Genomic DNA, 21,351 nt, shown 5'->3' with positions numbered 1-21,351 from the left:
CAGGAGTGCATCGACGCACTGTACCGTTCCGGCGCGGGGGTCAATCGCGGTGCGGGAACGGGTATACGGGCGCGAGGCCCTTCCCGGAGGTCCCGTGCGGCGGGAGCGTGACGGCTGAGAGCTCGTGCGGGGCGTGACGCGGGGAGGCCCGAAACCACGCGGCGAGGGCGGACGTGCGGCGGTAGCGCCGGTGGTCGCGATCAAGCTCGGCGATGCCGCGGTAGCCGGAGACACGGGCGATGTGATCGAGGCCGCCGAGCGTGACGGGAGTGCTCGCCATCATCACGGCGGCGAGCTCGAGGCGACGCAGCGCCAGGTGCTCGTCGAGGCTCAGACCGTAGAAGCGGCGAAACCGCATCCGGAGCCCCAGGACGCTGACGCGCAGCTCGGTCGCAAGACCCAGCAGTGTGAATCGGCGGTCGGTGTAGCGCTCGTTAACGAGGGCCGCGGCGGCGATGGCGAGTACGTCGAGGCGACGTCCGCGGCCGCGGGCGGCAGTGGGGCGAATGGACGTGACGGGGGCGCAGTGAAGAAGGTGCATATGGAGGAGACCGGGTTGGGGCTCCACGATGACGCGGTGGCGCAAGATCCGTTTGCGATGGCGGAGTTCCGGGACCGGAGGGGCCGGCGTCTCAGGGGTCGCGCACGGGCCTCGCCGACGCACCCGGGCCGAACGGACTCCCAAGCCCACCCCGTCTTCGTGAGAAGAACTCTGCCCTGCACCTGCCCTGCACCTGCCCTCCGCGCCATCTTTCACAGCAGGAGACGAGAGAATATCCGAATAACTTACCTCCTCTTTAGTGACACCTGCGCCGCCTCGCGCCTACACTCCTCGGACAGGCGTGGGAATACAGAAGTTCGAGCAGTAGAGCCGGATACCTGCACGCTTTCTCCTCTCTATTCGATATGTGTCCCCACTCTGGTCACAATCGGAAAGGTTCTGCGATGATGCATACCCAGAAGAACGCTTTCTCCGCCCTCTCTCGACGGGCGATCCTCACCGCTTCCGTCGCCGGCGCGGGAGCTCTCGCCTTCGCGACTCCTGCGCTGGCGGCGGGCGACATGAGTGCGGTGCCGAAGCTCCCCGGAGAGGTCTCCCGCAGCGCGACCGCGACGTCACGCACAGGGAAACGGCGCTACGAGATCATCGACGTGGTCGTCGCGGGGGACCGGGCGCGGCTCTTCGTCCCGCACGCGACCCCACCCTCGAGGAGCACCGGAGCGACGATGCTCTGGTACTACCACTCACGCAACGGCAACCACACTGCGCTCTCCAACGCCTTCGCCTACTCCGCCGACCTCGCCGTCGACCGTGGAGTCGTCAGCATCTGCCCGACCTACGGCGGCAGCATATGGACGAGCACACGGGCGCTCGAGATTCAAGCCGCCGTGGCCGCCTGGGCGTCGTCGGTCTGGCGCATCGACGCGAGTCTGCTGCGCTCGGATTCCGGCGGAGGACCGCTGCTCACCTGGGCCTACGGCACTCGAATGCTGCCGAACATCCTCGGCGCCTACCTCTGCAACAGCTCGTACGATCTCGAGGAGCGGGCAGCCAGCGAACCGGACAAGGTTCTCCCGTACTACGACGACCTCGCGGCGGTGGCGGCCGCCAACCCCGCTCGCCTGCCTCCGTCGGTGTGGCGTGACGCGCGCTTGCGCATTACCGGATCCTCCGACGACACGGTCGTCCCGTTTGCGAAGCACGGCATGGCCCTGCGCGCCGCCGCGCTCCCGTTCGCACGGGAGGCGACCATCCGCGTCCACGCGGGCGAGGGGACAGGCGGCCACGCCGTTCCGAGTTTCACCAATAAGGAGATGCTCGAGACTTTTCAGCGCTGGCTCGCGGAGGAGCCGCCACCGCCTGCTACGACCGTGCCGACCCCGATCGCCGACTGGTCCTTCGCCGAGGGCAGCGCGCCGTTCGCGTCCGCCACCGCAGGAGCGCCGGCGCTACGGCAGGGGACCGGCTCTACCGCCCGGCGAGTCACGACTCCTTTCGGCTCGGGCGTCAACTTCAACGGCAGCACCGACTACCTGATCGTGCCCAGGACCGAACTCGGCCCGCTCAATCTCGGCGCCTCGACCGGCGCGGTCACGGTCGCTGCCTGGGTGTTGAACTCCGATCCGAACAGCGCCTGCCTCGCCGGAGTCTGGGAGGAGTCGACAGTCGGAGCGCTGCGCTCCTACGCCCTGTTCAACAATCTCCCGGAGTACGGCGGCTGGGAGCGGGTGTGCATGCACGTCTCGAAGCTCGGGGGACCGACGCCGGGCTACCCGTTCTCGCGGGACTACTCGGTCGAACCGCGGCGCCTGAGCCGGGGGGTCTGGCAGCTACACGTCGGCACCTATGACGGAGCGGTCGCCGTGTCGTACCTCGACGGCACGGCCACGGCCTATCCGAAATACACCGACGCGCTCGGGGCCACTTACGCCAAAAATCCCTACGTCTATCCAGACGGGATGAATGCCGCTCCCGGCGACTTCGTGGTCGGGGCGAACGGCCGCAACGGCGTGATTATCAACCAGTACCGGGGGACTCTCGCGCGGGTGCGGGTCTGGAATCGGGCTCTCACAGCGGAACAGGTCAAGGAGCTGTACACACTCGAGAAAGCGGCTCTCTCGTGAGTCTCTCCGGATAGCGATGGAGGTGCCCGGGAGTGCTCCCGACCGGCGTGGCGACGAGCGTTCTCGGGCACCTCAGGGGACAGGTGCTCAGGAGAGAGCACGGAAGGATGAGCGGCGCATTCCGGAGCGCCGACCTACACTCAGACGATGCGACACGGAATTGTCATCCTTCCGCAGGACCCGTGGGTTGAGGCGCGACGCACGTGGCAATCGGCCGAGGGGCTCGGCTTCGACCACGCCTGGACCTACGACCACCTTTCCTGGCGTTCCCTCGCGGGGGAGCGATGGCAGGCGACCGTGCCCACCCTCACTGCGGCGGCCCTCGTCACTGAGACCCTGCGACTGGGTACCTTCGTCGCGTCGCCCAACTTCCGTCATCCCGTCCCCTTCGCGAAGGAGGTTGCCACGCTCGACGAGATCTCGGCCGGGCGAGTGATCCTGGGCCTGGGCTCGGGTGGCACTGGCTTTGACTCCACCGTGCTGGGACAGCGCGAATACACGCCGCGCGAGCGCCACGAGCGCTTCTCCGAGTTCGTGGCGGCGCTCGACGTGTTGCTGCGCCACGAGAAGCCTGACTCCGGTGGTATCGATATCGACGGCGATTGGTTCACCGCGCGTGGAGCCCGAATGGTGGGAGAACCGGCTCAGCGTCCACGCGTCCCGTTTGTCCTCGCCGCGAACGGCCCGAAGGGGCTGGCTCTCGTCGCCGAGCGTGCTCAGGGCTGGGTCACCACCGGCCCCGCCGGAACGACGGGGGAGGAGTGGTGGACCGGCCTCGCCACGCTGGCCAGCCGCCTCGATCAGGCACTCGAGACCGCCGGCCGCGACCCGCGCGACATCGAGCGCCACCTCTCGCTGGACTCCGGAGGCGATTACTCCCTCGACAGCGTCGCCCGCTTCGAGGACATGGCAGGTCGCGCCGACCAGCTCGGCTTCACCGATGTCGTCTCACACTGGCCCCGCCGCGACGGCATCTATGCCGGTGACGACGACGTCCTCTACGAGGTCGCCTCCCGCTTCTGAACGCCGGGCTCGGTCAGTCGCAACGGCAAGATCGCCTGGCTCCCTCTCGATGACGAGGTGATCGCACATTCTCCTCGACTGGTTGACAACGGGGGCCTACAGTGGCTGCGAGGTCGGCACACGCTTGACGGAACATTCGACGTCAGAAAGCGCCGTCTTCCAGCGGAAGGAAGACATGTCCTCGACTGCTCCAGCTTCCGAGTCCGCGTCTGTGAGCACGACGAGCCTGCGCACCTTCCACCAGATCCTCGTGAACACCGCCGTCGCGAATGTGACAACGAGTTTCCTCTGGTTCGCGCTGACGTTCTGGGTGTACCTCGAAACCCGGTCGGTGCTCGCGACCGGCATCATCGGCGGGGCGTACATGCTGCTTGTCGCGATCTTCGCAATGGCCTTCGGCACCATTGTGGACCGGCACCGCAAGTACCAAGTGATGGTCTTCGTCGGCGCAGTGACGCTCGCGTCCTTCAGCCTCGCAGGCATCCTGTATCTCGCGCTTCCGGAGTCGGCGCTGCTGAACTTCGGCGGTCCCTGGTTTTGGATGTTTTCCGGCATCATTCTGTTCGGCGCGGTCGTCGAGAACATGCGCAACATCGCACTGTCCACGACGGTGACGCTGCTGGTTCCGGTGGAACGCCATGCCCGTGCGAACGGCCTGGTCGGCACCGTTCAGGGGCTCGCGTTCGTCGTCACGAGCGTGTTCAGCGGATTGTCGATCGGCCTGCTCGGCATGGGGTGGACGATGCTGATTGCGATCAGCGCATCCACCGCCGCGCTCCTGCACTTGTTATTCCTGCGCATCCCTGAAGACAAGCCCGCATCGACAGGCGACCGTGCCCCACTCATCGATCTGCGCGGCAGCGTCACTGCGGTGCGGGCGGCGACGGGCCTCCTTGCGCTCATTGTCTTCTCGACGTTCAACAACTTGATCGGCGGCGTCTACGTGGCGCTGATGGATCCGTACGGGCTCGAGCTGTTCTCGGTGGAACTGTGGGGGATCGTGCTCGGCGTAACCGCGACGGGCTTCATCATCGGCGGGCTGCTGGTTGCCAGATACGGCCTCGGGACGAACCCGATCCGGACGATGCTGCTGCTCGTGATAGTGATGGGTCTCATCGGTGCGGTATTCACTCTCCGCGATTGGTGGTGGCTGTACGCTGTCGGTATCTGGCTGTATATGACGCTCATCCCCGCAATCGAGGCCGCCGAGCAGACAGTCATCCAGAAGGTCGTTCCGTTCGAGACACAGGGACGGGTTTTTGGCTTCGCGGCAGCACTCGAGTCAGCTGCGGCCCCGATCACCGCATTCCTCATCGCACCGATCGCCGAATTCGCCCTCATCCCGTACATGACATCATCCGCCGGGCAGTCGTCCTACGGATGGCTGCTCGGCGACGGAACCGGGCGGGGAATCGCCCTCGTGTTCCTCATCGGCGGAATCATCACGGCGATCACAGCCACAGCGGCGCTCTTCACGCGATCATTCCGCGTGATCTCAGCGCAGTACCTGCGGGACGAACCGCCCGATTATCGGCAATAGAGGGCTAGAGACGAGATAACTATCAGGGTCGTCACCAGTTGCACCCCTGCTGCATCGATGACCCGATGGTTTTTTGTACACACGTCGATGTGCTGGCGTTCGTGCAGGTTGACTCGAGGGACGTCAAGGTCGGGGTTCGCGAAGTGAACCCTTCCTGCTCCTTGCCGATCCGGTCGCTCTAGGAGCGCGCACGACTCCTGGTCAGTCGGGAAGGCGGAGGAGTCCGCCGCTCGAGCGGATCGTCACAGCAGCGACGGCCATCGCTCGCGTCAGCACCGGGAGCGGATCGAGAGTACCCCGTGCGAGGGCCGCGACAACGGTGGCGAAGGTGGCGTCCCCGGCCCCCATCGTGTCGATGATCGCACCGTCGGCCCGGGCGATCGGCACGGCGATGCGCTCGCCGCGCCGGACGACCGCTGCCCCGTCACGCCCCGCTGTCTCCAGCACCGTGTCCGCTCCCGCGTCGAGGACTCGGGCCGTCGACTCCGCGAGGCTCACCTCAAAGATCAGCTCTGCGTCGTCCGCGCCCAGCTTCACGAGTGCGGCGCCGGCCGCGACCTCGAGGAGGCCGGTGGCGAAGGCAGCGTGGTCCCTGAGGAGGCCGGGTCGTGGGTTGGGATCGATTGCCAGTCGTGCACCGTCGGCGATCAGGGCTCGCAGCGTGATGACTTCCGCGGGGTTGTCGAAGGGGAATCCGCTGACGACCACGAGCTCCGCGCGCGCGGCTGCGTGCCGGAGGGCATCGGTCGGCACGAGCGTGCGAGAACGAGAGGCCGGAGAGAAGGAGTAGCGCGGTTCCCCGGCTGTCCGGTCCGAAACGGCTCGCCCGGTCCCGAGCGGAGCGGTCGTGGTGAGGAGGGTGACGCCGTGCTCGGCCGCGTGCCGACGGAGGAGGTCACCCGACTCGTCCTCGCCGACCATTCCGGCGAGGACGGCGGGTACTCCCAGTACGGCGAGGCCGACGGCGACGTTGAGGGCTGAGCCGCCCGCCACGTCGACCGACCCTGCGGCTGTCCGGAGTTCGTCGACGAGGACGTCGCCGAGCACGAGCACAGAGGCGGTCATCCCTTGACCGCTCCGGCGGTGAGTCCGGCGATGACCTGCTTTTGGAAGAGCGCGTAGATCACCAGCTGGGGGAGGAGCACGAGGGTCGCGGCGGCCATCATCGCTCCGTAATCGACCGTGTACTGCCCCTGGAAACGGGAGACAGCGAGCGAAACGGTGGCCATGTCGGGATTGTTCAGAAGGATCGAGACGAAGGGGAACTCGTTGAACACGTAGACAATGTTGAAGATCAGAACGGTGGCGATGACCGGCCGCATGACAGGCAGGACGACCGATCGGCAGATGCGGAACAATCCTGCGCCGTCGATGATCGCCGCTTCTTCGAGTTCGGTCGGGAACTCGCGCAGGAACCCGGTGAGCAGAAGCGTGTTGAAGGGGATGGAGACGGCGATGTAGGGCAGGATCACGGCGGCGAATGTGCCGAAGATACCCAGCGCGAGATCGAGGCGGTAGATCGGGAAGAGCAGCACGTAGACGGGGACGGCGAGCCCGGCGAGCAGATAGAAGCGCAGCGCCGACTGCGCCCTCGGCCGCTGAAAGATCATCCGCGTCAGGGCGTAGCTGGCCATAAAGGAGACGACTGCTCCGACGAGGACCGAGATGACCGCGATAAGGAGAGTATTTGCGTACATCTGCAACAGTGGCAGCGAGCCCACGACGTTGACGTAGTTGTCCAGGGTGAGCGAGAGCAGCGAGAACGGGTCGGAGAGGATTTTGTCGCTGGGCTGCAGTGAGAGCAGGGCGATCCAGAGGATCGGCAGAACAATGAGGAAGGTCACCAGGTAAGCGGCGATCCCGGTGATGATCGAGGCGCGGCGGGCTCGGGCGCGCCAGGGTCCGCGGTCCGCTCCTCTCGGCTCCGTGTCCACGGTTGTCGAAACAGCGTCGTGCTGCGGGGTGAGAGTACTCATGCGATGCTCCGTCGGCGTGCGAGTGCGAGATAGACGCCGGAGACGAGGGCGCCGAGGACGAACACGATCACGGCGATGGCCATGCCCGATCCGTAGTTTTGATTCGTGAACGTGACGAAGTACATGTAGCTCACCAGGGTTTCGGAGCGGTGGACCGGGCCACCGCCGGTGAGCATGTAGACGAGCTCGAAGATCTTGAAGACATTCGTGATGAGAAGGAGGGTGACGATGCCGAAGGTCTCGTTCATCATCGGCACGGTAATGAAACGCAGCCGCTGCCAACCGGAGGCGCCGTCGATGTCGCCGGCTTCCATGATCGACTCCGGGAGCTGCTGCAATCCGGCGTAGAAAATCGTCATCGCGAAGCCGATGCTGCTCCAGATGAACACGAGCGAGACCGCGTAGGGAGTGAGGGTGTCGCCACCGATCCACTGGATCTCGGGAACTCCAAGCGGTGCAAGGAGGCGGTTGAGCAGCCCAATCTTCGGGTCGAGGATGAACACCCAGATGAGGCCGACGAGGATAGGCGCGATGATCGCGGGTCCGAAGACGAGGGCTCGGAGCAGTCCGCCACCACGCTTCTGCCGTTGTAGCAGTAGCGCCAGGGCGAACGAGGCCGGGATCAGGATGACGAGGCTGACGACCAGGATGACGATGGTGTTCGACAGGGCCTGCCAAAAGAACGGGTCAGAGCCGAGGGCGATGTAATTACCGAGTCCATTGAACGTCGCGGCGCCGAAGCCGGCGAAGCTGGTGAAGCTGTAGCCGAGGGAGTAGAGGACGGGGTAGACGACGAATGCGGTGAAGAAGACGAGCGCCGGGAGGAGCATCAGCGTGATCTTCCAGCGGGAGCTGACCCAGGTCATTGGTGATCTCGATTCGAAAGGGGTGATCGGGAGGAGGGCGGAGCCGCGCGGGCGGCTCCGCCCTGGGCAGGTCACTGGCCTGCGTCAATGGCTTTCTGCACGAGATCGACGGCCTGCTGCGGGCTGAGCTGCTTTTGGATCACGCCGTAGATGCTGTCGTACATGGCGCTGGAGACGGCAGTCGAGACGAGCAGGTCGGGCTGAGTCTTCGGGCTGGATACTCCGTCGGCGGTCGTGGCGTCGAGGGCGCTCTTGAGTGCGCTCTGCTTGACCGCGTCGAGCTGGGGCTGGTAGTCGGTGACGGGCGGCTGGCCGTTGTCGACCATCAGCTGCTGAGCGTCGTCGCTGTAGTAAAACGAGAGGAACTTCTCGACGGCGGCGAGCTTGGCCTTATCGTCGCCAACTTTATGGCTGACGACGAGAGGTGCGGAGGCGACGTTCATGATGATGTTCTGCTCGCCGACGCCGTCGCTGAACTGCGGTCCGGCCCAGAAGCCGGTATCGGCGGCGACTGTGGACTCCTGGATGGCACTGGACGCCCAGACGCCGGCGTCCAGCATGGCTGCCTTGCCCTGCAAGAACTGGTCAACGGCCTGCTGGTAGGTCTGTGTCGACACGTTCGAGGCGAAGGCTCCGGCGTCGCGCAGCTCGGCGATGTGCTCGTACATGCGCAGGAAGTCCGGGTTCGAGTAGCTCTCGGAGCCGTCGAGGATCCCGTCAATCTTGTCCTCGTACCCAAACCGGTCGAGCCAGACGAGGAAAGACCAGACGCTGAACGAGGACTGGTTCGCACCGTTGGAAATCGTCACGATCCCCTTGTCGTTGAGAGCGTCGGCGACCTTGAGGAGATCGTCAAACGTCGTCGGGACCGACAGTCCGTTGTCCGAGAGGATTTTCTTGTTGTACCAGAGGCCGGTCAGCAGCCCCTGATACGGGACGCCGTACATCACGTTGTCCTTGGTGAAGTTCTCGACCGTGCTTTCGGGGAAGCGGTCCGTGACCTTCTCCAGTACGGGGGAGAGGTCGAGGAGTCTGCCCGCGTCGAGCATGTCTTCGGCGGTGGCCTTGTAGACCCAGAAGACGTCCGGAAGGGTGTCGCTCTGTGCAGCGATCGAGAGGCTCTGCAGGTGCTCGGCGACGGCCTGGCCGGTCACGTCGACCGTGATGTCGGGGTTGGCGGCCTCGAACGCCTCGACGATCGCCCAGGTCGCGGGATCGGCGGTCTCCACGTCGGGGTTCTGCATCGATAGGGTGATCGTCGTCGTGCCGTCGGCGGAGCCTCCGCCGCTGGCCGTGGAGCAGCCGGCGAGGACGACAGTGCTGGCGAGAGTCAGAGCGATCGCCGCAGCGATCCTCGACTTCGTGGGGTCAGTCCGATGACCGAGCATGGCATCTCCTTTGATGAGTGGGGCGTCGGGAACGACTGCACATCGAAACGTTTGCGCGAATCGTTTGCTTGACAGTAGGAGCGGCGCCTTCGTCCTGTCAAGTACCGATCATGACGGAAATCGGAAGGCTTCGGTCGAGGAGCGCAGGTCGAGGGTCTGCCGCAGGCGCACGATCCTCGGGCTCCCGGCGGGCCGCGCGATGCGCTCGAGCAGCAGCTTCACTGCGGCAGCCCCCATGTCGAAGCCGGGCTGTCGGATCGTCGTCAGCGCCGGCTCGAACAGATCGGAGTGGTCAAAGCCGTCGAACGTCGCGAAGGCGATGTCCCGGGGGATCCCGAGTCCGATCGCGCGGAGGCACTCGAGGGCCTGGATCGCCAGGGGAGTACTCGCCGCAATCACCGCCGACGGGCGTGCAGGGAGGCTGAGCGCTGCGTCGAGGTTCTGCCGACACGACTCGCGGTCGCTGTCCTCAATGACAGTCTGGTCGTCCCGCTCCGACCCGGGAACAGCGTCCCAGAACCCCGCCGCCCTCTCGCGGAGGGTCGGGACGCGCTGGTCACCGGCGAGGACGACGAACCGTCGATGGCCGGCCGCGCGGAGATGCTCGACCAGGCGGCGCATGCTCTCGCGATTGTCCGCGCCGACCTGGTCGTACGGGGCGGAGTCGAAGATGCGGTCAAGCAGCACCACAGGAGGCGCGGCTTCACCGAACTCGCTCAGTCCCGACTCGCCGGAGTCGGCCGACCGGGCAAGGATCAGCCCGTCGACTCGCCGACCGAGGAGCGTCTGCACCGCCCTGCTCTCGCGCACCTGATCCTCGGAGGAATTCGCGAGGATCAGGGTCATGTTCTCGGCCGCCGCGGCGTCCTCGACGCCGTGCACCATGGCCGCGAAAGCCGGTTCCCCGGCATCCGAGACCACCAGACCGATGCTGTCAGTCCGGGAGCGCCGGAGGGAGCGGGCGAGGGTGTCCTGGCGGTATGCCGTCTTCTCGATGGCGTCCATCACGCGGCGTCGGGTCGCAGGATCGACCGGGCGGGTGCCGTTCAGTACATGGGAGACGGTCGAGATCGACACTCCCGCCAGTCTCGCTACTTGCACCATCGTCGCCATCTCGCTCCAATCAAACCTTTTCGCGTTGCCACACCGTACTCAGATTGTCGAGACGATGCCATTGCGGGCCGCCTGCCGACCTGCCTATGATCGCCAACGTCGCGCAAACGTTTCGATGCCGACTCTCGCACCAGACGAAGCACTGCCGCTTCGCAGGAAGGACGACGATGACCGACCCGATCACTCCCGGAGGCCTCCTGGGCGATCTCACCAGGACCCGTCCCGGACGCTCCGCCCGCGCGTCGAGCTTCGACCAGACCGGCCGCAACCGCGACAACTGGATCGTGATGCCCGGCGAGGAGCGCACCCTCGCCGACATCGAGGGTCCCGGCGCGATCACCCACATCTGGATGACGCAGTCCTGCCGCATCCAACCCGGACCGGGCCAGATCGACCCGGCAGTCGTCGGCGTGCCGATGCTCGAAATCCACAACGCGCTCGGCGTGAGCTGGGAGGTCGTCGACCCCGACTACTACCGCAAGATCCTGCTCAAGATCTACTGGGACGACCAGGAGACGCCGAGCGTCATCGCGCCCCTCGGTGACTTCTTCGGCCTGATGAACTCACTCTCGGGCAGCTACGATTCCCTGCCGCTCTCCGTATCCGCGAAAGAGCCGGAGCTGCACTCCTTCGGCGGGAGCGCCGCCTTCAACAGCTACTTCCGGATGCCGTTCGGATCCCGCGCCCGAGTCGTCGTAGAGAACCAGAACGACATCCCCTACCTCCAGTACTTCTACATCGACTACGAGCTCTCGCCCGAGCCGCTGCCCGAGGACACCGTCTATTTCCACGCGCACTGGCGGCGCGCGCTCCCCAATGTCGGCTGGGGCCCCGACCTTCAGGCGAACAGCATCGAGACGACGGTCGCGAACCTGACCGGAGACGACAACTACGTCGCACTGGAGACCGAGGGCCGTGGCCACTACGTCGGCTGCACCCTCGCGGTCCGGCACTTCCAGGGCTCCTGGTGGGGCGAGGGCGACGACATGATCTTCATCGACGATGACACCTGGCCGCCGAGCCTGCACGGTACCGGCATGGAGGATTACTTCGGCCACGCCTGGGGCATGCAGCACAACGCGTACCAGTTCAACGGGACGATCGTCCACGAGGAGGACGTCCCCGGCTTCCACCACAGCTATCGCTTCCACCTGGTCGACCCGATCCGATTCGAGAAGCGGATCAAGGTGACGTTCGAGCACGGACACGGTAACCACCTCTCCGACGACTGGTCCTCGACCGCGTACTGGTACCAAACGCTGCCCTCGCCGATCCTCGAGGTCCCCCCGGTCGAGGAACGGCTCCCGCTGCGCCCCGTCGACCGGGTCATCACGACCGACCTCCCGCCGTTAGACGACGAGAAACGGGCAGCGCGGGAGGCAGCCGCCGAGCGGATGAAGGCGTTCACGTCCGCCCGCGACGCCCTCCGCGACGAGCGCCGCACGCAGATCACCGAGTGGGAGCGCGGCAACCGCGAGCAGGCGGCCGAGATTCGCCGACGCTACGACGGAGGCCGCGCGTGACCCGCCCACTGATCCACTTCACCGCTGAGACCGGCTGGATCAACGACCCACACGGCATCACCTTCCACAACGGCGAGTACCACCTCTTCCACCAGTACGTCCCCACCAGCACGGTGTGGGCCCCGAACTGCCACTGGGGGCACGCGGTCGGATCGGACTTGCTGCACTGGAACCGCCGGCCCGTCGCGCTCGCGCCCGGCGACGGCGACGACGGCATCTGGACCGGCAGCCTCGTGGACACTCCCGACGGAGCTGTGATCCTCTACACCTCGACTGTGCAGCCGGACCTCGGCCGGGGACGCATCCGGATCGCCCGCGCGACGGACAGGTCCTGGGACGACTGGGAGAAGGGAGCGGTCCTGCTCGAGACCCCCGACGATCTCGATTTGATCGCCTTCCGCGATCCGTTCATCGTCCGGGAGGACGACGGCTGGCGCATGTTCGTCGGCGCCGGAACCGCGGGCGGAGACGCCCTCGCCGTCACCTATACCTCGGCGGATCTGGAGGACTGGGCCTTCGACGGCGTCGCCGCACGGCGCAACACCGCCGAGCGCGAGCCGGTCTGGGTGGGGGCGCTCTGGGAATGCCCGCAGATCATCGAGGTCGACGGGCAGCACGTCCTGGTCAGCTCGGTCTGGAACGACGACGTGCTCTACTACGCCGGCTACGGCGTCGGCAGCTACTCCGACGGCCGCTTCGAGGCCGACACCTGGGGGCAACTGAGCTTCGGCGGGTCCTACTATGCCCCGTCCTTCTTCCGGGACGCCGAGGGCCGGCCATGCCTGATGTTCTGGATGCGCGGCGTCGAGGACAGCGATGCCGGCTGGAGCAGCGCACTCAGCGTCCCGCACGTCCTCGAGATCCGCGACGGCCGGCTCGTCACGACCGCCCACCCGTCGCTCGAGGCTGCACGCACCGGCAAGGCCGACCTGACCGATTTCGGAGGACGGGTGGTCGATCTCGAGTGGACGCCCATCTCGGCCGGCGAGCGGATCGACTTCCTCGACGGCGACGACCTCGTCGCCTCACTCGTCTGGACCGAAGACGCGGTCGTACTCGAGCGTGCAGGGGAGGAGGCGTGGAGCGCCCCGCACGAGGTCGGCTCGGTCAGAGTCCTCCTTGACGGACCCGTGCTCGAGGCCATCACGTCCGCAGGAGTGATCGGCGGCGCCGTCCGCCCGGCGACAGCGGTGACGGCACGAGAGGAAACTCTCACGGCATACGTCCTGGAGTGATCGGAGTCCTGAGTCGGGAGCACGCGTGAGCCGTGCTCCCGACCAGGTCGGCTCTGCCCTCACCCCCCGAGCAACCTGACATAATGTGCATTATCGGATACTCCAGGGGTTCGCTCGAAAGCGCGCAATCCAGCTATCACGCCGATCCGTCACCATCAGCCCGTCCGCGATGAGGACACGGCTCGCACGCGACGGATGGACCGCTCACGCGGCAACGCGGACTCAGACGAAGTCAGAAATGTCGCCGACCAAGCGGGTGTTGTCAGCCGGGATCGGTTCAACCGCCGCCACAGCAACCTCGGCTGCGAACTCTTGCACGTTGTAGAGCTTTCCGGCAGATTCGCGACGTGAACTGATCGCACCCGGATTCGAGCGCTCAAGCAGCGTTGCCGTGATGGTGCCCTCGATCATGTCGCCCGAGACGACGACGAACTCGATGCCGCGCTCGGCCAGTTCGCCGATCCGCTCGCGGAGGGCGTCTTCACCGGCACGCTTAGAGAGAGCGACGGGCTCGTACTCGGGCATTGTCGGCGTCGAACGGATGAAGTGGGCCTGATGGCTCGTCACGAAGACGACGCGCGAGCCCTCGCCAAGCAGCGGCAGCGCCGCCTCCAGCGTCGCGACCTGCGAATCGCGGTTGAGGGCCATCGCATAGTCCTGCCCCTTGTCGCTCTCCATGCCACCCGAGGCGTTCAGAACGAGCACGTCGAGTCCGCCATACTCCTGCTCGATACGCGAGAACATCTCGGACCGAGACGCCGCGTCCGTGAGGTCAGCGCCCACTGCGATCGCAGTTCCGCCCGCGTCGATGATCTGCGCGACGAGCTTGTCGGCACGCGGAGCCTTCGAGCGGTAGTTGACGACAACCCGGGCGCCGGCCTCAGCGAAGTAGCGCACCGTGTCGGCGCCGATGCCGCGGGATGATCCGGTAACGAGAACGCGCTTGCCATCGAGCGAGCCGGGAGCGAGGGGGTTGGACACGAGGAATCTCCTCCAGGATGCCGGCGTACAGCCGGATCGGGCACGGTGACGGGCCACGGCCCGACAGGCGAGTTTAGCAACCGCCTCGTCCCGCCCGCGTCGCCCGGCCGCTCGCCCCGGTCCTCCCAGCCCTCATCCGGGGGGCCTTGCTACCGTGGGAGCGCTTGTCGAGGGGAAGGAGAACTCAGCATGGACGCTGTCACTCACGACGCATGGGTCCTCTGGCTCGCCCTGATCCTGATCTTCATCATCGTCGAGATGATCACGCTCGAGTTCACCTTCCTGATGCTCGCCGTCGGCAGCGTCGGCGGCCTGGTCAGCGGCGTCCTCGGTGCGCCGTTCTGGATCCAGGTGCTCGTTGCCGCGGTCCTCGCGGGCCTGCTGCTGTTCACGGTCCGACCGCCGCTTCTCCGCCTCCTCAAACGCGGTGGTGATCCCACACCGAGCGGAGCGGATGCGCTCCTCGGTCTCGCCGGAAGCGTCGTGCTCGCCGGCCCCGGTCCCGGCCAGGTGAAGCTTGCCAACGGCGAAACCTGGACCATTCGCCTGTCCCCACTCGTCGAGGACCGCATACTCGGCGTCGGCGAGAGAGTCGTCGTCACCGCAATCGAGGGCGCGACCGCGGTCGTCGTTCCCGCCGAAAGGAGCACCACGTGACACCCTCTGCACTCGTGACGCTGATCATCGTCGCCGTCATCGTTGTCTTCGTTCTCGTCGTCCTCTTTCGGGCGATCCGGATTATCCCGCAGGCGACGGCTGGAGTCGTCGAACGCCTCGGGAAGTATCACAAGACACTCCTGCCCGGCCTCAACCTCGTCGTGCCGTTCGTTGACCGTGTCCGCCCACTGATTGACCTGCGCGAGCAGGTCGTCTCTTTCCCGCCTCAGCCCGTCATCACCGAGGACAATCTGGTGGTGTCGATCGACACTGTCGTCTACTTCCAGGTGACGGATGCTCGCGCTGCGACCTATGAAATAGCCAACTATCTTGGCGCCGTCGAGCAGCTCACCACCACGACTCTCCGAAACGTCGTCGGCGGCCTGAACCTCGAAGAGGCGCTGACCTCGCGGGACAACATCAATGGCCAGTTGCGCATCGTGCTTGATGAGGCCACCGGAAAGTGGGGCATCCGCGTCGGACGCGTCGAGCTCAAGGCGATCGACCCGCCTCTGTCGATTCAGGACTCGATGGAGAAACAGATGCGCGCCGAACGCGATCGCCGCGCTGTCATCCTCACCGCAGAGGGCACCAAGCAGTCGCAAATCCTGAATGCGGAGGGACAGCGCCAGGCCGCCATCCTCGCCGCGGAGGGACAGGCGAAGGCGGCGGTCCTGCGTGCCGAGGGTGAGGCGAAGGCCATCACCACGGTCTTCCACGCAATCCATGAGGGCCGTCCCGACAGTGAGCTCCTCGCCTACCAGTACCTTCAGACTCTCCCGAAAATCGCCGAGGGCAGCGCCAACAAGCTGTGGCTCATTCCGAGCGAACTGACGGAGGCGCTTAAGGGCATCGGCGGCGCTCTCGGCCAGCGGAGCCAGGCCGCACCCGACGCCCGACCGCAGGATTCAGCGCCCACTCCCCCGGCGCCGTCTATCTGATTCTCCGCATGACCAGGCCGGCGATGCTCGCCACAAAGCCCCTCTTCGTGAACTGAGAAAAGTCTTCCTCGCACAGCCGGAAAGTGCCTCCGACCTGAGGATTCTCTGGCAAACACCAGGACGGGAAGATCACCTTCAGGTACGACGTTGACACTGGGGAAACACGGCGAGAGGAGACCACACAATGGCAGATCGAAGCTTGCGAGGAATGCGGCTCGGATCACAGAGCCTGCAGAGCGAAGAAGGCGTCGTCTTCTCCCCGCGATCGACCTACGAATACCACTGCCCCAATTGCGGCCACGACACCGACATGGTGTTTTCGGCCGATGCGGAGGCGCCAAAGACCTGGGAGTGCCGCTCCTGCGGTCACGAAGCTACTTTGATGGTGGACTCGAAGCCGGTCGACGTGGATAAGGGCGAGCAGAAGGCTCCGCGGACCCACTGGGACATGTTGCTGGAGCGCCGGACGCGCGCCGAACTGGAGGAGCTGCTCGAAGAGCGACTCGCCTACCTTCGCGCCCGCCGCGGCGAGCACAAGATCGGCGCCTAGAGCCGGTGCCTACGACGTCGCCGTCAGGGTGACGACGAGAAGGCCTCCGGGACGATGCGAGTCGAAGGACTCGCACCAACTCAGGAGGCCTTCCGCATTTCCCTCACGCCCATCCTGTGTGATGCGTGCCCAGAGGAGCCGTTTCTCACCCGTCAGCGGGAACGGCGTCGCGGCTCGCGAGTCCGTAGGACGAACGACACCACACCGACAAGACCGGCGGCCAGGAAATACCAGCCCAGCTGTCGCGCCCACCCCACAGCCGGGGTCGTGGTGGAGGCGAGGGGAACGTCGTCCACCATGACACCGGGCTCGAACCAGGTCAGGGAGTCGATCGTCGCGCCGTCCGGGCCGATGATGGCGCTGGTCCCGACCGTCGAGATATTGACGACGCTGCGCCCGGTCTCGATGGCCTTGAGACGCGCGATCGCCAGCTGCTGGACGCTCTCGTCCGTCCGTCCGAAGTCGGCGTTATTGGTCTGCCCGAGGATGACCTGCGCTCCCCCGTCGATCATGGCGTTCGTCAGTGCGTCGTCCGAGATATCGAAGCAAATCGCGATGCCCGCGAGCACGCCGTTCACGTCAAAGACGTTCGACCGGGTCCCGATCGAGTAGTCGCGGCTAACGAGGTCGACGAGGTCGGGCGCGAACAGGCGCCAGAAGGCCCGGTCCGGCATGTACTCGGCGAAGGGCACCGGATGCGCCTTGTCGTAGACCTGGACCGCCCCCTCCCCCGCCTTCCAGAGCAGCGAGCTGTTGTAGAAGACATCGTTGGAGGGGTTCGTGATCGTCCCGACGATGAACGGCACGTTCATGCTGCGGCTGAGGTAATCGAGCACGGCGGCCGACCGGGCGTTCTGGGTCGGATCAATGTCGACGCCATTCTCGGGCCACACCACCATGTCGACGGTCTGATCGAGGATCGGCAGCGTCGCGGAAGTGTGGTCTTCGAGGATCTGCCCCCGGTAGCTCTGCGAGAACAGTCCCGCGTCGGAGTCGCCCTGCACGGCTGCGATGCGCGTCGTCCCCTCCGTTGGTGCCGGCCAAGCCGGAAAGACCATCGCGGCAACGGCGAATCCGGCGACGGCGGTCACCCTGGCGGAGGCGGGCACCGAGACGTCGCGCACGGCCTGCGCCAGCACGGCAGCCAGGAATGCGACCACGAACCCGAGGCCGGCGAAGCCCACCCAGGCCGCGAGGCCTGAAAGCGGGCTCAGCGATTGTGAGATCGCCAGTCGACCCCAGGCGAAGCCACCGTAGGGCCAGACGTTCGTGATCGTCTCGCGCCCGATCCATAGCGCAGCAAGGAGGGCGGGGATGCCGACCATCCGGCCGAGCGGGCCTGTCCAGACCCGATGACCGCGCGTCGAGACGACGGCCATCAGACCCGCCGAGAGCGAGAAGAAAATCGCCTGCAAACCCGCGAGGGCCGCCCACGGGACGGGGCCGAGATAGAGGGTGAGCCACGAGATGTGTACGGCCCAGAAGACACCGCCACCGACCAAGCCCACGAGAGCCCCGCTCCAGAAGCCGCGCCCTCCGAGGGCGAACAGGATCGCTGCGGCGCCGACGATCGCGAGCGGCCAGATATCGGAGTCGGGGAATCCGCGGTCGAGCACGGCACCACCGAGCGCGGCGAGGGGAAGCGCGACCCACAGAGGAACGATCCGCCCGTCGGGCGGAGGAAAGAGCGGCATCATGCGACCGTCGAGTATGCAACGATGCCGCGGCGCACCAGGTCGAGCGCCGTCCTGGCGGCCCGACCGACCTTGCCCTCGGCAACCACCGAGAGCTGGTCGAGCAGATCGATGGTCTGCTTGGCCCAGCGCACGAAGTCGCCGGCAGCCATGTCGGATTCGCGCAGCACCGTATCGAGCGGCATGCCCTTTGCCCACATGTTCATCGCGAGCGCGAGGCTCGTCGAGATCGGGGTGCTGCCCGGCAGCCGGTGCTCGCGCTCCACGTCATCAAGGCGGGCCCAGAGCAGCTGCGTCTTCTCGAGCGCGTCGGGAAAGGTCCCGCGAGGGAGGAACTGCTCGCCGAGCGTTCCCTCCTCACGGCGCGGCTCGAAGACGAGGCAGCAGGCCATAGCGGCCAAGCCCGCCGGATCGAGCTCGGTCCAGGCCTGCTTGCGGAGGCACTCGGCGACCAGCAGATCACGCTCGCCGTAGATCCGACGCAGCGTTCGCCCGTTCGGCGTGAGTGAGAATTCGCCGACGTCATCCCGCCGGAAGTAGCCCAACTCCAGCAGCACGTCGGTGATGCGGTCGAAGACGCGGGCGACCGCTCCGGTGCGCGAACGGATCTGGCGCTCGATCTCGTCGGTCTCGCGTCGCAGCTTCCACCAGCGCTCGGCCCAGCGGGCGTGCTGCTCCCGATCCGAGCACGCGTGGCACGGGTGAGCCTTCATCCGCCGACGGAGGCTCGTCAGCTGCGCCTGGCGCTTCTCGCGCTCGGAGTGCGAGGCCGATTCTCCCCGCACCGCTCCCCTGCGCTCGAGGTCGCCAATCTCCCGGCGAATCGCGGCGTACTGCTCGAAGTCGCCGAGATGGCACTGCATCGCGGTGACGTAGCCCTCCAGCGACTCCTCCTGCTGCCGCACCCGGCGCGCGAGATCGACGACGGAGCGGTCGGCCTGGAACTGCGCAAAAGACGACTCGAGGATCTCGCGCGTGCGGAGGCGGCCGAACTGCTCGATGAGGTTCGCCGCCATGTTGTAGCTCGGCCGGAAGCTCGAGTTCAACGGGTAGGTACGGCGCGACGCGAGCGACGCGACCGCCTGCGGGTCCATCCCGCCGCGCCACTGGATGACGGAGTGGCCCTCGACGTCGATACCGCGACGCCCGGCCCGGCCGGTGAGCTGGGTGTACTCCCCCGGCGTGATCGGCACGCGGGCCTCGCCGTTGAACTTCTCGAGCTTCTCGAGCACGACGGTGCGAGCCGGCATGTTGATGCCGAGCGCGAGGGTCTCGGTCGCGAAGACCACGCGGACCAGCCGGCGGAGGAACAGCTCCTCGACGACTTCCTTGAACGCGGGAAGCATGCCGGCGTGGTGAGCAGCGACGCCGCGCTGGAGGCCGTCGAGCCACTCCCAGTAGCCGAGAACGGCCAGGTCCTCGTCGCGGATCGTCCGGCAGCGTTCCTCGACGATGGCCCGGATTTCCTCGCGCTCGTGCCGTTCCGTCAACCGGATACCCGAGCGGAGCACCTGGCGGACCGCCTGATCGCAGCCCGCGCGGCTGAAGACGAAGAAGATGGCCGGCAGCAGGTTCTTTCCTCGAAGGATCTCGACGACGTCCGAGCGCAGGACGAGGTCCTCGGTCCGCGCCTCGGGATAACGTCCACGGCCGCCGCGTCCACTACCACGGCCACCCCGGGCCCCGCGCTCGACTCGAGAGCCCCCCTGCGCCATCCTGGCGAGTTCGGGATTCACGCGATTCGTCGCTGCGCGCCCCGACGAATCGAACAGGTCGACGAGCTTGCCGCCGACGAGCACGTGCTGATCGAGTGGAACCGGCCGCTCCTCCGAGACGATCACTTCGGTCTCGCCACGTACCGTCTGGAGCCAGTCCCCGAACTCCTCGGCGTTCGACACTGTCGCGCTCAGCGAGACCAGCCGAACTCGCTGCGGGAGGTGAATGATGACCTCCTCCCACACAGCGCCGCGGAAGCGGTCGGCGAGATAGTGCACTTCATCCATCACCACATACGCGAGATCGCGCAGCAGATCGGAATCGGCGTAGAGCATGTTGCGCAGCACCTCGGTCGTCATGACGACGATCCGCGCCCGGGCGTTGACGTTCGAGTCGCCCGTGAGCAGCCCGACCTCGGATGCTCCGTAGTCGCCTACGAACTCCTGGAACTTCTGATTGCTGAGCGCCTTCATCGGCGTCGTGTAGAAGACCTTCGCCGATGGATCCTGCATTGCGAGATGAATCGCATACTCGGCGACGGCCGTCTTGCCTGCGCCCGTCGGGGCCGCAACGAGAACACTGCGACCGTCATCGAGCGCGCAGCACGCCTCGTACTGGAACGGATCGAGGTCGAAAGCGAGGGTCGAGCGAAACGCCTCGACCCTCGCGTGACCCTGTCGGGTTCGGAACGCTGCGAAGCGCTCTGCGGGAGACAGATCGGTCACGCCGGCAGGTCGGAGGGGCTGCCGTCGAACACCAGCTGACGCTTGGCGACACGCCGATCGTGCAGGATCGCGATCCCGCAGGCGAGGAAGAACAGGAAGATGATCGGGATCGCCAGCAGGAACATCGAGATCGGGTCAGCGGCCGGAGTGGCCACCGCCGTGAACAACACGATGGCCATGATCGCGAGTCGCCACGACTTGAGAATCAGCATTCCGGACAGGACGCCGAGGAAGTTGAGCAGAACGAGGAACACCGGCAGCACGAACGCAATGCCGACGACCAAGACGAGCTTGAGCACGAACTCGTAGTAGATCTTCGCGTCGAGGAAGCTCGCCGCATCGCTCCCCGTAAAGCTCGTCAGCAGCTCGACGATGTGCGGGAAGACGAACCAGCCGGCAGCGCAGCCCGCAAAAAACAGCGGGATCGCCGTCAGAATGAAGCCGAGGCCGTACTTCATCTCTTTGCGCGTGAGCCCGGGGACGAGGAAGGCCCAAATCTGGTAGAGCCAGACAGGGCTGGCCAGCACGAGGCCGACGGTAAGTGCAATCTGCAGACGCAGGTCAAAGGCGCCGGCGATCGTCGGGAAGTTGAGGATCGCCTCCTTACCCTGGCTGGCAGCCACCTCGGAGATAGGTGCTTTCAGCGACTCGAAGACCCACTCCGACACGAACCAGCCGGCAATACATGCGACAACGATCGCGATCGCCGACTTAAAAAGCCGATTGCGAAGTTCGATCAGATGAGACCCGAGCGACATACGTCCATCGGGATTCTTCGACCGCTTCGTCCGTGGCTTC

Annotated in this window: 18 protein-coding genes; 8 read left to right on the top strand and 10 right to left on the bottom strand. The window is 66.0% G+C overall.

All coding sequences use genetic code 11. The annotated features are described in order from the left end of the window. Positions 1-40: 40 nt before the first annotated feature. Complete coding sequence (locus tag HRF29_RS01700; protein ID WP_173243729.1) at positions 41-541, bottom strand: helix-turn-helix transcriptional regulator; 501 nt, start codon at positions 539-541, stop codon at positions 41-43. 404 nt (positions 542-945) lie between these two features. Here HRF29_RS01700 and HRF29_RS01695 point away from each other — a divergent pair, with 404 nt between their 5' ends. From HRF29_RS01695 to HRF29_RS01685, 3 genes are all read left to right on the top strand, one after another. Then, a complete protein-coding gene (locus HRF29_RS01695) occupies positions 946-2,625 on the top strand; it encodes a LamG-like jellyroll fold domain-containing protein (RefSeq protein WP_173243726.1) in 1,680 nt (559 codons plus the stop codon). 147 nt (positions 2,626-2,772) lie between these two features. Then, a complete protein-coding gene (locus HRF29_RS01690) occupies positions 2,773-3,648 on the top strand; it encodes an LLM class flavin-dependent oxidoreductase (protein ID WP_173243723.1) in 876 nt (291 codons plus the stop codon). Between the two features lie 175 nt (positions 3,649-3,823). Next, positions 3,824-5,188: an MFS transporter gene (locus HRF29_RS01685; RefSeq protein ID WP_281357240.1), complete on the top strand. Its 1,365-nt coding sequence runs from the start codon at positions 3,824-3,826 to the stop codon at positions 5,186-5,188. Positions 5,189-5,389: 201 nt separating this feature from the next. Here HRF29_RS01685 and HRF29_RS01680 read toward each other — a convergent pair whose 3' ends face one another. From HRF29_RS01680 to HRF29_RS01660, 5 genes are all read right to left on the bottom strand, one after another. Next, positions 5,390-6,253 carry a carbohydrate kinase family protein gene (locus tag HRF29_RS01680; protein ID WP_173243720.1) on the bottom strand — a complete coding sequence of 288 codons (864 nt, stop codon included), beginning with the start codon at positions 6,251-6,253 and terminating at the stop codon, positions 5,390-5,392. Continuing rightward, positions 6,250-7,164 carry a carbohydrate ABC transporter permease gene (locus tag HRF29_RS01675; protein ID WP_173243717.1) on the bottom strand — a complete coding sequence of 305 codons (915 nt, stop codon included), beginning with the start codon at positions 7,162-7,164 and terminating at the stop codon, positions 6,250-6,252. The genes HRF29_RS01680 and HRF29_RS01675 overlap by 4 nt, the downstream gene beginning before the upstream one ends. After that, the gene (locus HRF29_RS01670; RefSeq protein ID WP_173243714.1) at positions 7,161-8,030 is read right to left on the bottom strand and encodes a carbohydrate ABC transporter permease; all 870 of its coding nucleotides are present in this window, start codon (positions 8,028-8,030) and stop codon (positions 7,161-7,163) included. Before HRF29_RS01670 ends, HRF29_RS01675 begins: the two co-directional genes overlap by 4 nt. Positions 8,031-8,101: 71 nt before the next feature. Beyond that, positions 8,102-9,418 carry an ABC transporter substrate-binding protein gene (locus HRF29_RS01665; RefSeq protein WP_173243711.1) on the bottom strand — a complete coding sequence of 439 codons (1,317 nt, stop codon included), beginning with the start codon at positions 9,416-9,418 and terminating at the stop codon, positions 8,102-8,104. A 108-nt stretch (positions 9,419-9,526) separates the two neighbouring features. Then, entirely contained in the window at positions 9,527-10,522 is a 996-nt protein-coding gene (locus tag HRF29_RS01660) for a LacI family DNA-binding transcriptional regulator (RefSeq protein ID WP_246226575.1), read from the bottom strand. A gap of 176 nt (positions 10,523-10,698) precedes the next feature. Between HRF29_RS01660 and HRF29_RS01655 the strand changes: the two genes are divergently transcribed. Together HRF29_RS01655 and HRF29_RS01650 are read left to right on the top strand one after the other, a co-directional pair. Further along, positions 10,699-12,054: a glycoside hydrolase family 172 protein gene (locus HRF29_RS01655; RefSeq protein WP_173243705.1), complete on the top strand. Its 1,356-nt coding sequence runs from the start codon at positions 10,699-10,701 to the stop codon at positions 12,052-12,054. Continuing rightward, entirely contained in the window at positions 12,051-13,289 is a 1,239-nt protein-coding gene (locus HRF29_RS01650) for a glycoside hydrolase family 32 protein (protein ID WP_173243702.1), read from the top strand. Before HRF29_RS01655 ends, HRF29_RS01650 begins: the two co-directional genes overlap by 4 nt. Positions 13,290-13,511: 222 nt before the next feature. Here the strand turns inward: HRF29_RS01650 and HRF29_RS01645 are convergent, their stop codons facing one another. After that, positions 13,512-14,270, bottom strand: a complete 759-nt coding sequence (locus tag HRF29_RS01645) for an SDR family oxidoreductase (protein WP_173243699.1) — start codon at positions 14,268-14,270, stop codon at positions 13,512-13,514. A gap of 189 nt (positions 14,271-14,459) precedes the next feature. Between HRF29_RS01645 and HRF29_RS01640 the strand changes: the two genes are divergently transcribed. The 3 genes from HRF29_RS01640 (at position 14,460) to HRF29_RS01630 (ending at position 16,418) form a co-directional block, all read left to right on the top strand. Next, positions 14,460-14,927: an NfeD family protein gene (locus HRF29_RS01640; protein ID WP_173243696.1), complete on the top strand. Its 468-nt coding sequence runs from the start codon at positions 14,460-14,462 to the stop codon at positions 14,925-14,927. Then, positions 14,924-15,868 (top strand): SPFH domain-containing protein, encoded by a 945-nt coding sequence (locus HRF29_RS01635; protein ID WP_173243692.1) that lies wholly within the window; start codon positions 14,924-14,926, stop codon positions 15,866-15,868. Before HRF29_RS01640 ends, HRF29_RS01635 begins: the two co-directional genes overlap by 4 nt. Before the next feature lie 184 nt (positions 15,869-16,052). Continuing rightward, positions 16,053-16,418 carry an RNA polymerase-binding protein RbpA gene (locus HRF29_RS01630; RefSeq protein WP_173243689.1) on the top strand — a complete coding sequence of 122 codons (366 nt, stop codon included), beginning with the start codon at positions 16,053-16,055 and terminating at the stop codon, positions 16,416-16,418. Positions 16,419-16,570: 152 nt separating this feature from the next. On the opposite strand, the gene lnt is transcribed toward HRF29_RS01630, so the two are convergent. Genes lnt through tatC form a run of 3 tightly spaced genes read right to left on the bottom strand, consistent with a single transcriptional unit; the run spans position 16,571 to position 21,311 of the window. Further along, on the bottom strand, positions 16,571-18,112 hold the full coding sequence (gene lnt / locus HRF29_RS01625; protein WP_173243687.1) for an apolipoprotein N-acyltransferase: 1,542 nt from the start codon (positions 18,110-18,112) through the stop codon (positions 16,571-16,573). Continuing rightward, positions 18,112-20,553: a DEAD/DEAH box helicase gene (locus HRF29_RS01620; RefSeq protein WP_173243684.1), complete on the bottom strand. Its 2,442-nt coding sequence runs from the start codon at positions 20,551-20,553 to the stop codon at positions 18,112-18,114. Before HRF29_RS01620 ends, lnt begins: the two co-directional genes overlap by 1 nt. After that, positions 20,550-21,311 (bottom strand): twin-arginine translocase subunit TatC, encoded by a 762-nt coding sequence (gene tatC / locus HRF29_RS01615; RefSeq protein WP_173243681.1) that lies wholly within the window; start codon positions 21,309-21,311, stop codon positions 20,550-20,552. The genes HRF29_RS01620 and tatC overlap by 4 nt, the downstream gene beginning before the upstream one ends. Between the last annotated feature and the right edge of the window lie 40 nt (positions 21,312-21,351).

This window comes from Rathayibacter agropyri (assembly GCF_013249015.1).
GTDB classification, from domain to species: Bacteria; Actinomycetota; Actinomycetes; order Actinomycetales; family Microbacteriaceae; genus Rathayibacter; species Rathayibacter agropyri.
The sequence above is the reverse complement of the archived record's forward strand: the minus strand, read 5'-3'. Positions and strand labels throughout refer to the sequence as shown.